General features: G+C 63.8%; 10 protein-coding genes. 7 read left to right on the plus strand and 3 right to left on the minus strand.

Going from position 1 to position 13,081, the window contains the following annotated elements; translation table 11 throughout:
• Window positions 1–694 (plus strand): GntR family transcriptional regulator (locus JHD73_RS12820; RefSeq protein ID WP_233176939.1); only part of this gene is annotated, 694 nt, incomplete at its 5' end.
• A 7-nt stretch (window positions 695–701) separates the two neighbouring features.
• On the plus strand, window positions 702–1,289 hold the full coding sequence (locus tag JHD73_RS12825; protein WP_199030652.1) for a YigZ family protein: 588 nt from the start codon (window positions 702–704) through the stop codon (window positions 1,287–1,289).
• Between the two features lie 8 nt (window positions 1,290–1,297).
• Here JHD73_RS12825 and JHD73_RS12830 read toward each other — a convergent pair whose 3' ends face one another.
• The gene (locus JHD73_RS12830; RefSeq protein ID WP_199030653.1) at window positions 1,298–2,209 is read right to left on the minus strand and encodes a LysR family transcriptional regulator; all 912 of its coding nucleotides are present in this window, start codon (window positions 2,207–2,209) and stop codon (window positions 1,298–1,300) included.
• 345 nt (window positions 2,210–2,554) lie between these two features.
• Here JHD73_RS12830 and gcl point away from each other — a divergent pair, with 345 nt between their 5' ends.
• From gcl to pyk, 4 genes are all read left to right on the plus strand, one after another.
• Complete coding sequence (gene gcl / locus JHD73_RS12835) at window positions 2,555–4,327, plus strand: glyoxylate carboligase (RefSeq protein ID WP_199030654.1); 1,773 nt, start codon at window positions 2,555–2,557, stop codon at window positions 4,325–4,327.
• 50 nt (window positions 4,328–4,377) lie between these two features.
• Window positions 4,378–5,160 (plus strand): hydroxypyruvate isomerase, encoded by a 783-nt coding sequence (hyi, locus tag JHD73_RS12840; protein ID WP_199030655.1) that lies wholly within the window; start codon window positions 4,378–4,380, stop codon window positions 5,158–5,160.
• Between the two features lie 115 nt (window positions 5,161–5,275).
• On the plus strand, window positions 5,276–6,187 hold the full coding sequence (gene glxR, locus JHD73_RS12845) for a 2-hydroxy-3-oxopropionate reductase (RefSeq protein ID WP_199030656.1): 912 nt from the start codon (window positions 5,276–5,278) through the stop codon (window positions 6,185–6,187).
• A gap of 154 nt (window positions 6,188–6,341) precedes the next feature.
• The gene (pyk, locus tag JHD73_RS12850; protein WP_199030657.1) at window positions 6,342–7,814 is read left to right on the plus strand and encodes a pyruvate kinase; all 1,473 of its coding nucleotides are present in this window, start codon (window positions 6,342–6,344) and stop codon (window positions 7,812–7,814) included.
• A 6-nt stretch (window positions 7,815–7,820) separates the two neighbouring features.
• Here pyk and hemN read toward each other — a convergent pair whose 3' ends face one another.
• Window positions 7,821–9,305: an oxygen-independent coproporphyrinogen III oxidase gene (hemN, locus tag JHD73_RS12855; protein ID WP_199030658.1), complete on the minus strand. Its 1,485-nt coding sequence runs from the start codon at window positions 9,303–9,305 to the stop codon at window positions 7,821–7,823.
• A gap of 238 nt (window positions 9,306–9,543) precedes the next feature.
• Here hemN and JHD73_RS12860 point away from each other — a divergent pair, with 238 nt between their 5' ends.
• Window positions 9,544–10,656, plus strand: a complete 1,113-nt coding sequence (locus JHD73_RS12860) for an ABC transporter substrate-binding protein (RefSeq protein WP_199030673.1) — start codon at window positions 9,544–9,546, stop codon at window positions 10,654–10,656.
• A gap of 71 nt (window positions 10,657–10,727) precedes the next feature.
• On the opposite strand, the gene JHD73_RS12865 is transcribed toward JHD73_RS12860, so the two are convergent.
• Window positions 10,728–12,848, minus strand: a complete 2,121-nt coding sequence (locus JHD73_RS12865) for a UvrD-helicase domain-containing protein (protein WP_199030659.1) — start codon at window positions 12,846–12,848, stop codon at window positions 10,728–10,730.
• Window positions 12,849–13,081: the final 233 nt, after the last annotated feature.

Genomic DNA, 13,081 nt, shown 5'->3' on the forward strand with positions numbered 1-13,081 from the left:
GACCGAAACCACCGCCGCCGACATCTCCTCCGAAGGCATTGCCGACGACATCGCCCAGGCGATCGTCGCGCACCGGCTGCCGCCCGGCACCAAGCTGCGCGAAGAAGCGCTGGCGAAGGTCTACGGCGTCAGCCGCACCAAGATTCGCGCGGCGCTGCTGATGCTGGCCAAGGACAAGCTGATCCGCATGGAGCCGGACCGTGGCGCCTTTGTGGCCAAGCCGGACGAGACCGAGGCACGCGAGGTGTTTGCCGTGCGCCGTGTGCTGGAAGTGGCACTGGTGCGCGAATTCATCGCCAAAGCCACGCCGGCTGATTACAAGCGACTGGAAAAACACCTGGCCGAAGAACACCAGGTGGCGGCCAGTGGCAGCATCGCCGACGTCCCGCGCCGCAACCGCCTGATGGCCGACTTCCACCTGCTGCTGGCTGACGTGGTCGGCAACAGCGTGCTCAAGGAAATGCTGCGCGAGCTCTCCGCGCGCAGCTCGGTCATCACGATGATGTACCAGTCCACCTACGACGCCGTGCGCTCGTCCGACGAGCACACCGCCTTTCTGGAAGCCGCCAAGCGTGGCGACGTGGAAGGCGCCATCGCCCTGATGGAAGAACACATGGCGCACACCGAGGCCTCGCTCAAGTTCGAATCACCGGGCGGCCGCGCGACGGACCTCGTTGCCGCCCTTCTCGCCTGACACGCGCGTGCCGACGTATACGCTGCGTGCGCCAGTCTCTGTCGAGCTGGAAATCAAGAAGAGCCGTTTCATTGGATGGGCCGTGCCGGTCGAAAACCGGGCTGCTGCCATGGAGGTCGTTGCACGTCTACGCGCTGAGCATCCGGCAGCCACGCACGTCTGCTGGGCGCTGCTGGCCGGTGGGCAATCCGGCATGTCCGATGATGGCGAACCGTCTGGCACCGCGGGCCGCCCCATCCTCGAAGTCCTGCGCCATCACGACCTCGATGGCACGCTGGGCGCCGTGGTGCGCTACTTCGGCGGCGTCAAGCTGGGCGCGGGTGGCCTGGTGCGCGCTTACACGGATGCCATTGCCACCGCCCTCATGCAAGCCGAGCGTGTGGAGCGCATCGCCAACACCACCCTCACCCTAGCCACCGATTACGCCGATGAAGCACGCATCCGCCGCTGGATCGACGACGGCGGCTATGCGTTGGTCGATGCCGGCTACGATGCAGGCGTGACGCTCACCGTGCGGCTGCCGGTGACGGATGAGGCAGCGGCGCGCGTCACGTTGCGGGATCTGACGCAGGGACGCGTCGTCATTGCGGACTGAGCGGCGCGTCAGCTAGCGCGCGACCAATACCCCGCCTGCCCATACACCGCCTTCAGGTGTTCGATAAAGAACCGAATCTTCGCCGGCACCGGCCGCTGTTGCGGATACACGGCGAGGATGTCGTAGTCGGGCAGTGCGTAGTCATCCAGCACCGTCATCAGCGCGCCGGATTCCAGCTCGGGCTGAATCTCCCACGTTGAACGCCAGCCGAGGCCCAGGCCCTCGCCCATCCAGCGGTGCAGCAGTTCGCCGTCGTTGCAGTCGAGGTTGCCGCTCACTTTGACGGTGACCGCCTTGCCGTTCTGCTGAAAGTACCAACCACGCTGCTGGCCACCCTGCAGGTTGAAGGCCAGGCAGTTGTGCTTTTCCAGGTCATCCAGCGTGCGGGGTACGCCGTGCTTGGCGAAGTACGCTGGCGTGCCGCACACCACGCGCTTGTTCGACGCCAGGCGGATCGCCACGAAGTTCGGGTCGATCGCCCCGCCGATGCGGATGCCCACGTCGTAACCCTCACGCACGAGATCGACCACGCGGTCGGTCAGGTTGAACGAGCAGCGCACGTCCGGGTTGGCGCGCAGGAAGTCCGGCGCATGCGGCGCAACGTGCTTGCGGCCAAACGCAGCCGGTGCGGAGACGATCAGGTGGCCCGTCGCCTTGTGGCGGCCTTCGGCCACCAGCAGCTCGGCGCGGTCCAGTTCGCCCAGTGCCTTCTTGCACTGTTCCATGAACACCGCGCCCTGCTCCGTCACCGCAATGCGCCGCGTGGACCGATGCAGCAGCTTCACGCCCAGGCGCGCCTCCAGCGCGTTGATGCGGCGGCCGATCATGACGGGCGTCACGTCCTGCGTGAGCGCGGCCGCGGCCATGCTGCCGTGCTCCACCACGGCGATGAACGCTTCGATCTGCTTGAGCTTGTCCATTCCATCATTCCAGTTCGCAATGTCAGACCATTTTATGAAGGATTCCGTACGCGGATTGGTGCTATCCAGCGCATATCACCTGTGACGAATGACTGAAATGACTGTCAGTGATGTGATCAATGGTTACGCGCGCCATTGAAATTTTGCGTTGCACAAAATCGGGTGAAATTGGCTTGGGATGGGTGTTTCCGACAGGTTGCCTGCCTGCCGATTGCTGCGGCACGCAAAATCATTCGATATGCAGAGTTAGCAATCAACTGACGAAAGCTGCGTTTATCCATATCGGCATGCGGGAATAGGATCAGCTCAAACCTATTCCCACCTTCCCCTTCCTGGAGACACACCATGCCGAAGATGAGAGCGATTGATGCCGCAGTTGCGGTGATGGAAAAAGAAGGCATCACCACCGCCTTCGGCGTGCCCGGTGCCGCCATCAACCCGTTGTACTCGGCCCTGCGTAAGGCCGGCAACATCGACCACGTGCTGGCCCGCCACGTTGAAGGCGCCTCGCACATGGCCGAAGGCTACACCCGTGCCGAACCCGGCAACATCGGCGTGTGTATCGGCACCTCGGGCCCCGCAGGCACCGACATGATCACCGGCCTGTACTCGGCCTGGGCGGATTCGATTCCTATCCTCTGTATCACCGGCCAAGCACCGCGCGCCCGCCTGTACAAGGAAGACTTCCAGGCCGTCGACATCGAGTCGATCGCCAAGCCGGTCACCAAGTGGGCCGTCACCGTGCGTGAGCCGGCACTGGTGCCGCGCGTGTTCCAGCAAGCGTTCCACCTGATGCGCTCCGGCCGTCCGGGCCCGGTGCTGATCGACCTGCCGTTCGACGTGCAAGTCGCCGAGATTGAATTCGACATCGACACCTACAGCCCGATGCCGGTCTACAAGCCCGCGGCCACGCGTGCCCAGGCCGAGCGCGCCATCGAGATGCTGTGCGCAGCCGAGCGCCCGTTGCTGGTGTGCGGTGGTGGCGTGATCAACGCTGACGCAGCCAAGCTGATGGTCGAGTTTGCCGAACTGGTGAACGTGCCCGTAGTCCCGACCCTGATGGGCTGGGGCGTGCTGGCCGATGATCACCCGCTCAACGCCGGCATGGTCGGCTTGCAGACCTCGCACCGCTACGGCAACGCCACGCTGCTGGCTTCGGACTTCGTGTTCGGCATCGGCAACCGCTGGGCCAACCGCCACACGGGCAGCGTCGACGTCTACACCAAGGGCCGCAAGTTCATCCATGTCGATATCGAACCGACCCAGATCGGCCGCGTGTTCGGTCCGGACCTGGGCATCGTGTCGGACGCTGGTGCCGCACTGGAGAAGTTCATTGAAGTCGCTCGCGAGCTGAAGGCCGCCGGCAAGCTGCCGTGCCGCAAGTCGTGGAACGCTGACGTGCAGAAGCGCAAGCGCACGATGCTGCGTCGTTCGGACTTCGACAACGTGCCGGTCAAGCCGCAGCGCGTGTACCGCGAGATGAACCAGTTCTTCCCGCGCGACGTGCGTTACGTGTCGACGATCGGCCTGTCGCAGATTGCTGCTGCGCAGTTCCTGTCGGTCAACCAGCCGCGCCACTGGATCAACTGCGGCCAGGCAGGCCCGCTGGGCTGGACGATCCCCGCCGCAATCGGCGTGAAGGTGGCTTCGCCCAACAGCGACGTGGTGGCCATCTCAGGTGACTACGACTTCCAGTTCATGATCGAAGAAATGGCGGTGGCCGCGCAGTTCAAGGTGCCGTACATCCACGTGGTGGTGAACAACTCGTATCTGGGCCTGATCCGCCAGGCACAGCGCAACTTCGACATGGACTACTGCGTCCAGCTCGCCTTCGACAACGTGAACGCCCCTGAGCTGAACGGCTACGGCGTGGACCACGTGAAGGTGGTGGAAGGCCTTGGCTGCAAGGCGATCCGCGTGTTCAAGCCGGAAGACATCGAACCGGCCTTCGCGCAGGCTCGCAAGCTGATGGCCGAGTTCTCGGTGCCGGTGATGGTGGAAGTGATTCTCGAGCGCGTGACGAACATCGCCATGGGCACCGAGATCGACAACGTGGTCGAGTTTGAAGAGGTGCTCGACCTGGAAGACACCGTCGCTGAAGAAGGCGCCACCGCGTAAGACAACGCGAGACGACACGCCTTTCCCTCACCGTCCGATAAGGAGAAAACATGACAAAGCTGGCAGCCAACCTGACCATGCTCTTCAACGAGCAGGCCTTCCTCGACCGCTTCGAAGCCGCCGCGCGTGCGGGCTTCCGCGGTGTGGAGTTCCTGTTCCCCTACGCGTTTCATGCAGACCAGATTGCCGACAAGCTGAACAGCTACCAACTGGACCTGGTCCTGCACAACCTGCCGGCCGGCAACTGGGACGGCGGTGAGCGCGGTATCGCCGTGCTGCCCGATCGCGTGAGCGAGTTCCAGGACGGCGTGGGCGAAGCCATCAAGTACGCCAAGGTGCTCGGCGTGAAGCAACTCAACTGCCTGGTGGGCATTCGCCCCGAAGGCGTGAGCGAAGACGTTGCGCGCAAGACGCTGGTGGAGAACCTGAAGTTTGCAGCGAAGGCACTGAAGGCCGAGAAGATTGATCTGCTGATCGAGCCGATCAACACGTTTGATATTCCGGGCTTCTACCTGAACCGCACGCAGCAGGCACTGGACCTGATCAACGACGTGGATGCGTCCAACCTGTACGTGCAGTACGACATCTATCACATGCAACGGATGGAAGGCGAAGTGGCGAACACGCTCAAGCGCCATCTGGACAAGATCAAGCATGTGCAACTGGCCGACAACCCGGGCCGCAACGAGCCGGGCACGGGCGAGATCAACTACCAGTTCCTGTTCCGCTGGCTGGATGAGATTGGCTACAAGGGCTGGGTTGGTTGTGAGTACAAGCCCAAGGCCGGGACCGTGGAAGGCCTGGGCTGGCGCGCCGCGCATCACGTCGCCTGATTTTCTGTTCGCCTTGACCCGGCGGGTGCGTTCATCGCTCCCCGGGGGCTAAAGAAGGTGGGCCACCGGCTCGCCTGTCAAACCACCAACATTTAAACCAAGGAGATCCCTCACCATGGCAAACGCACTCAACCTCGGTTTCATCGGTCTCGGCATCATGGGCGCCCCCATGGCAGGCCACCTGCGCGCCGCTGGCCACACGCTGTTCGTGCACGACGTCAACCCGGCCCCGGCCACGCTGGTGGAAGCTGGCGTGACGGTCTGCACGAGCGCCGAGGAAGTCGCCAAGCGTGCCGACATCATCTTCGTCATGGTGCCGGACACCCCGCACGTTGAAGCCGTGCTGTTCAGCGAAAAGGGCGTCGCCAAGGCGCTGAAGGACGCCGGCAAGGAGGCTGCTGCCGGCAAGATCGTGGTCGACATGAGCTCGATCTCGCCGATCGCGACGAAGGACTTCGCTTCGCGCATCAACAAGACCGGCGCGCAATACCTGGACGCCCCGGTGTCGGGTGGCGAAGTGGGCGCCAAGGCTGCCTCGCTGACGATCATGGTCGGCGGTGAACAAGCGGCGTTTGATCGCGTGGTTCCGCTGTTCCAACTGATGGGCAAGAACATCACGCTGGTCGGCGGCAACGGCGATGGCCAGACCACCAAGGTGGCCAACCAGATCATCGTGGCGCTGAACATTCAGGCCGTGTCGGAAGCGCTGCTGTTTGCATCGAAGGCCGGCGCCGACCCCGCAAAGGTGCGTCAGGCACTGATGGGCGGCTTTGCCAACTCGCGCATCCTGGAAGTGCATGGCGAGCGCATGGTCAAGCGTACGTTCGATCCGGGCTTCCGCATTGAACTGCACCAGAAGGATCTGAACCTGGCGCTGCAAGGTGCCAAGGCGCTGGGCGTGGCACTGCCGAACACCGCGACTGCACAGGAGCTGTTCAACACCTGCTCCGCTAACGGTCTGGGCAAGCAGGATCACTCGGCGCTGTGCCGTGCGATTGAGATCATGTCGAACCACGACATTGCCTAAGTTGTGAATGCTGCCGCTGCCTTCGGGTAGTGGCAGTTTTGTTTTAGCGTTGGTAGTGCGCCTCCCTTTCGTCCCCTGCCGGGGCTGAAACCAGAGATGGACCACCCAGGTCCGCAAACGCAGCAAGCACCAGCCCACACCGGAGCAACAAGCAATGCGCCGATTCCGCAACACCAAAATCCTCGCCACCCTCGGCCCCGCCAGCAGCGACAAAGACACCATCCGCGCCCTCTTCGACGCCGGTGCAGACGTCTTTCGCCTGAACTTCAGCCACGGCTCGCACGAAGATCACCGCAAGCGCTACGACGCCGTGCGCGCAGTGGAAGCCGAAACCGGTCGCCCCATCGGCATCCTGGCCGACATGCAAGGCCCGAAGCTGCGCATCGGCACGTTTGCCGAGGGCCGCGTCACGCTCAAGAACGGCGAGCGCTTCGTGCTCGACCGCGACCCGACGCCGGGCGATGTCACCCGTGTGCACCTGCCGCACCCCGAGCTGTACGCTGCCGCCGCGCCGGGCCAATCCCTGTTGCTCGATGACGGCAAGATCCGCCTGGCCGTGGAAGCCGCTGATCCGACCGCTATCGTCACCCGTGTGGTCGACGGCGGCCCGCTGTCGGATCGCAAGGGTGTGAACGTGCCCGATGCGGTGATCCCCATCCCCGCACTCACCGAGAAAGACCTGCGCGACCTTGAGTTCGCCTTGTCGCTGGGCGTGGACTGGATTGCGCTGTCGTTCGTGCAACGCGCCGAGGATGTGATCGCCGCGCGCGAGATCATCGGCGACCGCGCCGGCCTGCTCTCCAAGATCGAGAAGCCCGCCGCGCTGCTGCACCTGGAAGACATTGTGCAGGCCTCCGACGCACTGATGGTGGCGCGTGGCGACCTGGGTGTGGAGTTGCCGCCCGAGCGTGTGCCCGGCGTGCAGAAGCGCATCCTGCGCCTCGCACGCCAGCACGGCAAGCCCGTGGTCGTGGCTACGCAGATGCTGGAATCGATGATCGAAGCGCCGGTGCCGACGCGCGCCGAAGCATCCGATGTGGCAACCGCTGTGTACGACGGCACCGATGCGGTGATGCTCTCGGCTGAATCGGCCAGCGGCAAGCACCCGGTGGCAGCGGTCAGCATCATGAACCGCATCATTGCCGAAACCGAGCGCGATCCGCTGTACCGCAACCTGATCGACGCACAACATCAGGCCCCGTTACCGACGCGCCAGGACGCCATCTGCGCGGCCCTGCGCGACGTGACGCACATCCTGGGCGCGGTGGCCACGGTCACCTACACGTCCAGCGGCAAGACCAGCCTGCGCGCCGCACGCGAGCGGCCGCTGGCGCCCATCGTGAGCATCACGCCACGTCTGGATACGGCGCGCCGTCTGGCAATCACCTGGGGCGTGCACAGCACCGTAAGCGCCGACGTGCACAGCGTGGATGAAATGGTGGATGCGGCCTGCCGTGCTGCCGCCCGCGAGGGCTTTGCCGTGTCGGGCGACCAAATCGCCATCACGGCGGGCATGCCGTTTGGTCAGGCAGGTTCGACCAACCTGCTGCGTCTGGCCGAAGTCTGGCCGCAGACCGTCGCGACGGCGCAAACGGAAACGACTGCGCAGGAACCAGCAACGGCTTAAGGTCGATCAGACCACCTTGGAGTAGCGCGGAACGAAGGCGACGGGCTTGCCCTCCGCCTCGACCGCGCGCTCGGTGCCAACGGCGCGCAGATGCGCGTCGAACACCATGGCGATGCGCCGCACCAGCAGCCGCCCTTGCGGCGTGATGAGGATGCGCTCGTCACCCACCTTCACCAGGCCCGCCTCTTCCAGCGGCGCCAACGCCTCCAGTTCTTCGGCAAAGGTCCCCTTGAAGTCCAACCCGTGCGTGGCGCCGAACGCGCGCATGTCCAACTCGAACCCGCACATCAGTTCACCAATCAGCGCACGCCGCACGTGGTCGTCCGGCGTGAGCGACAGGCCGCGCAGCACCGGCAGCTCGTTGGCGTCGATGCGCGCGTAGTACGCGTCGAGATCCTTTTCGTTCTGCGCATACACGTCGCCCACGCGGCTGATGGCGGACACGCCAAAGGCCAGCAGATCGCAATCGGCATGCGTGGAATAGCCCTGGAAATTGCGCTGCAGCCGCCCTTCGCGCTGCGCAATCGCCAAGGCATCGTCCGGCCGCGCGAAGTGGTCCATGCCGATGTAGACATAGCCCGCGTCCACCAGGCGCTCCACCGTCATGGCCAGCAGGTCGAGCTTCTCGTCGGCCGTCGGTAGCGCAAGGAGGTCAATGCGGCGCTGCGGCTTGAACAGGTGCGGCAGATGCGCGTAGCTGTAGACAGACAGCCGATCCGGCGCCATCTCCAGCACGCAGTCCAGTGTCGCGTTGAACGTCTCGGTACGTTGATGCGGCAGGCCGTAGATCAGATCGAAGCTGATCGATTCAAAGCCGAGGCGGCGCGCGCTGTCCACTACGCGGCGCGTGTCTTCCACGTGCTGGATGCGATGGATGGCGCGCTGCACATCCGGGTCGAAATCTTGAATACCGAGGCTGGCGCGGTTGAAGCCGAGATCAGCGAGCACCGCCAGCGTGGCGTCGTCTGCGTGCCGTGGGTCGAGTTCGACGGAGATTTCCGCGTCAGGCGCCAGATCGAAATGCGCACGCGTGGCGGCCATCACGGCGCGCATCTCATCGTGCGTGAGGAAGGTTGGCGTGCCGCCACCCCAGTGCAGTTGCTTCACGCGGCGCAGTGGGCCGATGTGCTCGGCCACGAGCGCCATCTCCTGTGCCAGGGCGCGGATGTAGCGCGCACTGCGCGAGTGGTCTTTGGTGATGACCTTGTTGCAACCGCAGTAGTAGCAGAGGTTCGCGCAGAACGGCAGGTGCATGTACAGCGACAGCGGCGCATGCAGCGCCGGCGCAATCGCGGCCCGTCGGTGCAGTGCGTCGAGGTACGCCGCGTTGCTGAAGCCGTTGTGGAAGCGGTCCGCTGTCGGGTACGACGTATAGCGCGGACCATGCGTGTCGAAACGCTGCGCCAGCGCCCGCACCTGCGGGGCAGACCAGCGGAAGGCGGTGTCATTGGCAGCCGCATCCTGGGCGGCCGGTTGAGCAAAGGGGAACATGGGGCGGTGGGGTGCGAGGGCGACGGTTGATGCTATTCCTGCACTCCCGGCGGCGCGTTGATATGTGTCAACGTCGGTCAATGCGGGTTCAAACGCGCCGATCCCTCCATCGGGAGGGGCTTAACTTCACTGATCTGTCACGTTCAGCCGCCTAACATCGACGATTGGTGCGCACCTCCCTGCCAGGCCGGTCATAACAAGAGCAACGCGCCGTCGATTCGTCTTTGGGGGAAGCATGATGTGGCAGACACTGGCACGCCGCTGTGCGTGCGTATTCGCCTGCGCAACCGCCGTTGTGACGCTGACGGCGCATGCGCAAGGCAATTCCACGCTTGTCGTCGGGCAGTTGGTTGAGCGCGGTGGCGCCCAGGCCGACTACGCGCGCGACTTCATGGCTGGCGCCAAGGTCGCGTTTGATGCGGCCAACCTGAGCGGTGGTATCAAGGGCCGGCGCATCAGCCTGATCCGCCGCGAAGTCGAACAGGCCGAAGCCGTGCCGCAGGCCATCGACATGATCGAGCGCGATCGCGTGGAAGTGCTCTTCGGCGTGAGCGAACGCCTATTGCCCGGGCTGACGGCTTCTCCTGAGATCGCGCGGCGCAATGTGCCGCTGCTGGCGCCGCTCTCGGGTGCCACATCCGCCTCTGACAACGTCTGGTTCATTCGCCCCGACTACGACCGCGAGATCATCGCCGCCCACAACCGCCTGCGCCAGTTCGGCATGCGGCGCATTGCACTGGTCACCACCGCGGGGTTCGATCCGCAACTCGGCGCGCGCCTGCGCAACACGCTCGCCGGCGCGACGTCCGCGAAAGGTGAGGCAGCGGAAGCGCTCGACCTCTACACGCTCACGGGTGATCCGGGTGAACTGGCCGCGCGCATCGCCCCGACCAAACCGACCGCCATCATCGTCGCCGGCGATACCCTCGCCTATGCCAGTGTCGGTCGCGCGCTGGCGCAGCACGGGTGGTATGGCTTCCTGGTCGGGCTCTCGTCGGTCAACCCGCAGGTGGCACGCGAGATTCTCGGCACCGGCTACAGCGGCGGCATGCTGCTCGCGCAAACCGTACCCAACCCCGCTGTCGGCAACACGAGGATCACGCGCGAACATATCGCACGCATGAAGCAGTTTCTGGATGAGCCGCCGTCTGGGGCCACATTGTCAGGTTACATCGCCGCGACGTATCTGATTCAGGCGATGAATGCAGTGGGCGGGAAGGTGGCGGGTGCTGAACTGCGGCGCGCGTTGCAGACGCGGGTGGATGTGGGGGGATTTACCTTGGATTTCACTCGGGGGAATCGGGGGAGTGAGTTTGTGGATTTGAACTACATCCAGGGGGCGGGGAATTGATTGAGGCGCTTGGTGGTCAGCCCCCTTTCGGCCCCTGGCTGGAGATGAATAGGGGGTGGACCGCCTCCGGTTCAAGTCGCCACGGGTTTTTTAGCCGCCAGTAACCCCTTCAACGCGCCCAACCGATCCTTAGGCGACATCGCCGGCATAGAGTCCTCAGGCGTTGGCCCAGCATCATCGCCAAGCTTCATCTCCGCGATATAGCGCGACGGCTCGCACACCACCGTTTCCCGCGCCCGCTTGCGCTTCTTGCACCAGCTGATATGCAGGCTGCGCTGCGCGCGCGTGATGCCCACATACATGAGCCGGCGCTCTTCCTCGATCTTCTCGTCGGTCAGATCATCGTCTTCACGGCAGTGCGGCAGGATGCCTTCTTCCACGCCAACCAGGAACACGTGCGGATACTCCAGCCCCTTGCTCGCATGCAGCGTGGACAGGCGCACCGCATCCGGGTCCTCTTCCCTGCCTTCGAGCATGCTGATCAGCGCGATGGTCTGCGTGAGTTCGAGCAAGTTCTTGCCTTCGTCCATCAAACCATCGGCATTGTCGAAACCGGTGGCCTCTTCGCTGTCCTGTTTCTCCGGCTTGGTGCCCTTGCGCTTGAGCCAGTCGAGAAACTCCAGCACGTTGGTCCACTTGTTCTGGGCCTGGCGCTCGTCGTAGGTGTCGTACAGGTAGGCCTCATAGTGGATGCCTTCCATCATCTCGTCGAGCAGCGTGCCGGCGGGTTCCTTTGCGGCGCGGTCCGATAGCCGCACGATGAATTCGCAGAACACACGCAGCGGTTCCAACTGACGCGGCGCGAGCTGTGCCTCAATCCCGCCCATCATCGCCGCCTCGAACAGCGACACCTTGGCCTGCCCCGCGAATGAACCCAGCACCTCCAGCGTCGCATTGCCCACGCCACGCTTGGGCGTGGTGATCGCGCGGATGAACGCGGGGTCGTCATCCGCATTGGCAATCAGCCGCAGGTACGCACACAAATCCTTGATCTCAGCCTTGTCGAAGAAGCTCTGCCCGCCCGAGAGCACATACGGAATGCGCTCGCGGCGCAGGATCTGCTCGAACAGCCGCGCCTGGAAGTTTCCGCGATACAGGATCGCGTAATCCCGGAACTGCGCGCGCCGCTCGAACTTGTGCGCAGAGAGTTTGAAGACCACGCTCTCGGCCTCGTGCTCCTCGTCGTTGGCGCTGATCACGTTGATGGCGTCGCCCATGCCATGCTCGCTCCACAGCGTCTTCTCGAACAGCTTGGGGTTCTGCGCGATGACCGCGTTGGCGGCGTTCAGGATGCGCACTGTGGAGCGGTAGTTCTGCTCCAGCTTGATGACCTTGAGGTTTGGGAAATCCGTCTGCAGCAGTTTGAGGTTGTCGAGCGTGGCGCCGCGCCAGCCGTAGATGGCCTGGTCGTCGTCGCCCACGGCCGTGAAGGCCGGCGCACGCAGGTGCGAGCCGCCCGCCAGCAGCTTCAGCAACTGGTACTGGCAGGCGTTGGTGTCTTGGTATTCATCGACGAGGAAGTAGCGCAGGCGGTTCTGCCACTTCAGGCGCACGTCTTCATTGCGCGCGAACAGCTCGGCAGGAATGCGGATCAGGTCGTCAAAGTCCACCGCCTGATACGCATGCAGCGTGGCGACGTAGTTGCGGTAGACCAGCGCGGCCTGGTGGTCATCCACGTTGTTATTGGCCAGCGCCTCGGCAATCGCCTCTTCCGGGTCGACCAGACCGTTCTTCCACAGCGAGATCGTGCTTTGCACGCGGCGGATCAGTTGCTTGTCGGTGGTGGCCAGCTGCTCCTGAATCATGCCGAAGCAATCGTCCGAATCCATGATCGAGAAGCGCGGCTTCAGGCCCACATGCTCGGCCTCAGCCCGCAGGATCTGCACACCCAGCGAGTGGAACGTACACACCGTCAACTGCTTGATGGGGATGCGCTTGCCGTCGGCGCGCGTCTGGCCCTCCATCAGCTTGGCCACGCGCTCCTGCATTTCCTTGGCCGCTTTGTTCGTAAACGTGACGGCGGCGATGTGCTTCGGCTCGAAGCCCTTGTCGAGAATCAGGTGCGCGATCTTCTGTGTGATCACGCGCGTCTTGCCGGAGCCCGCCCCGGCCAGCACCAGGCAGGGGCCATCGAGGTAGTGCACACCTTCGGATTGGGCAGCATTGAGCCCGTGGGCGAGACCAGAAGACATGGGGGCAGGCGGAGAAAAGCGGGCGGGAAGGTACAGCGGAAGTCGATGGTAGCACGCAGGGGCGTTACGACTGGCAGCGTTACCGGAGGCCATGCGTACATCAAGAACATCGATGATCACGCACTTTTAAGTCAAATTTTCCCATGTTCAATACAACGTTGATTTATTGGTCAGCGTCAAATTTGAAAATAAGAGTTTTCCCATATTTGAGAATTCTTGTGTCGAAAGGTCGG

This window comes from Ralstonia sp. ASV6 (genome assembly GCF_016429285.1).
Lineage (GTDB): Bacteria > Pseudomonadota > Gammaproteobacteria > Burkholderiales > Burkholderiaceae > Ralstonia > Ralstonia flaminis.

Excerpts from the sequence above, each read along its gene's own strand:
- hyi (WP_199030655.1), top strand. The coding sequence starts at position 4,378 with ATGACAAAGCTGGCAGCCAACCTGACCATGCTCTTCAACGAGCAGGCC.
- gcl (WP_199030654.1), top strand. The coding sequence starts at position 2,555 with ATGCCGAAGATGAGAGCGATTGATGCCGCAGTTGCGGTGATGGAAAAA.
- JHD73_RS12865 (WP_199030659.1), bottom strand. The coding sequence starts at position 12,848 with ATGTCTTCTGGTCTCGCCCACGGGCTCAATGCTGCCCAATCCGAAGGT.
- pyk (WP_199030657.1), top strand. The coding sequence starts at position 6,342 with ATGCGCCGATTCCGCAACACCAAAATCCTCGCCACCCTCGGCCCCGCC.
- glxR (WP_199030656.1), top strand. The coding sequence starts at position 5,276 with ATGGCAAACGCACTCAACCTCGGTTTCATCGGTCTCGGCATCATGGGC.
- JHD73_RS12830 (WP_199030653.1), bottom strand. The coding sequence starts at position 2,209 with ATGGACAAGCTCAAGCAGATCGAAGCGTTCATCGCCGTGGTGGAGCAC.
- JHD73_RS12860 (WP_199030673.1), top strand. The coding sequence starts at position 9,544 with ATGTGGCAGACACTGGCACGCCGCTGTGCGTGCGTATTCGCCTGCGCA.
- hemN (WP_199030658.1), bottom strand. The coding sequence starts at position 9,305 with ATGTTCCCCTTTGCTCAACCGGCCGCCCAGGATGCGGCTGCCAATGAC.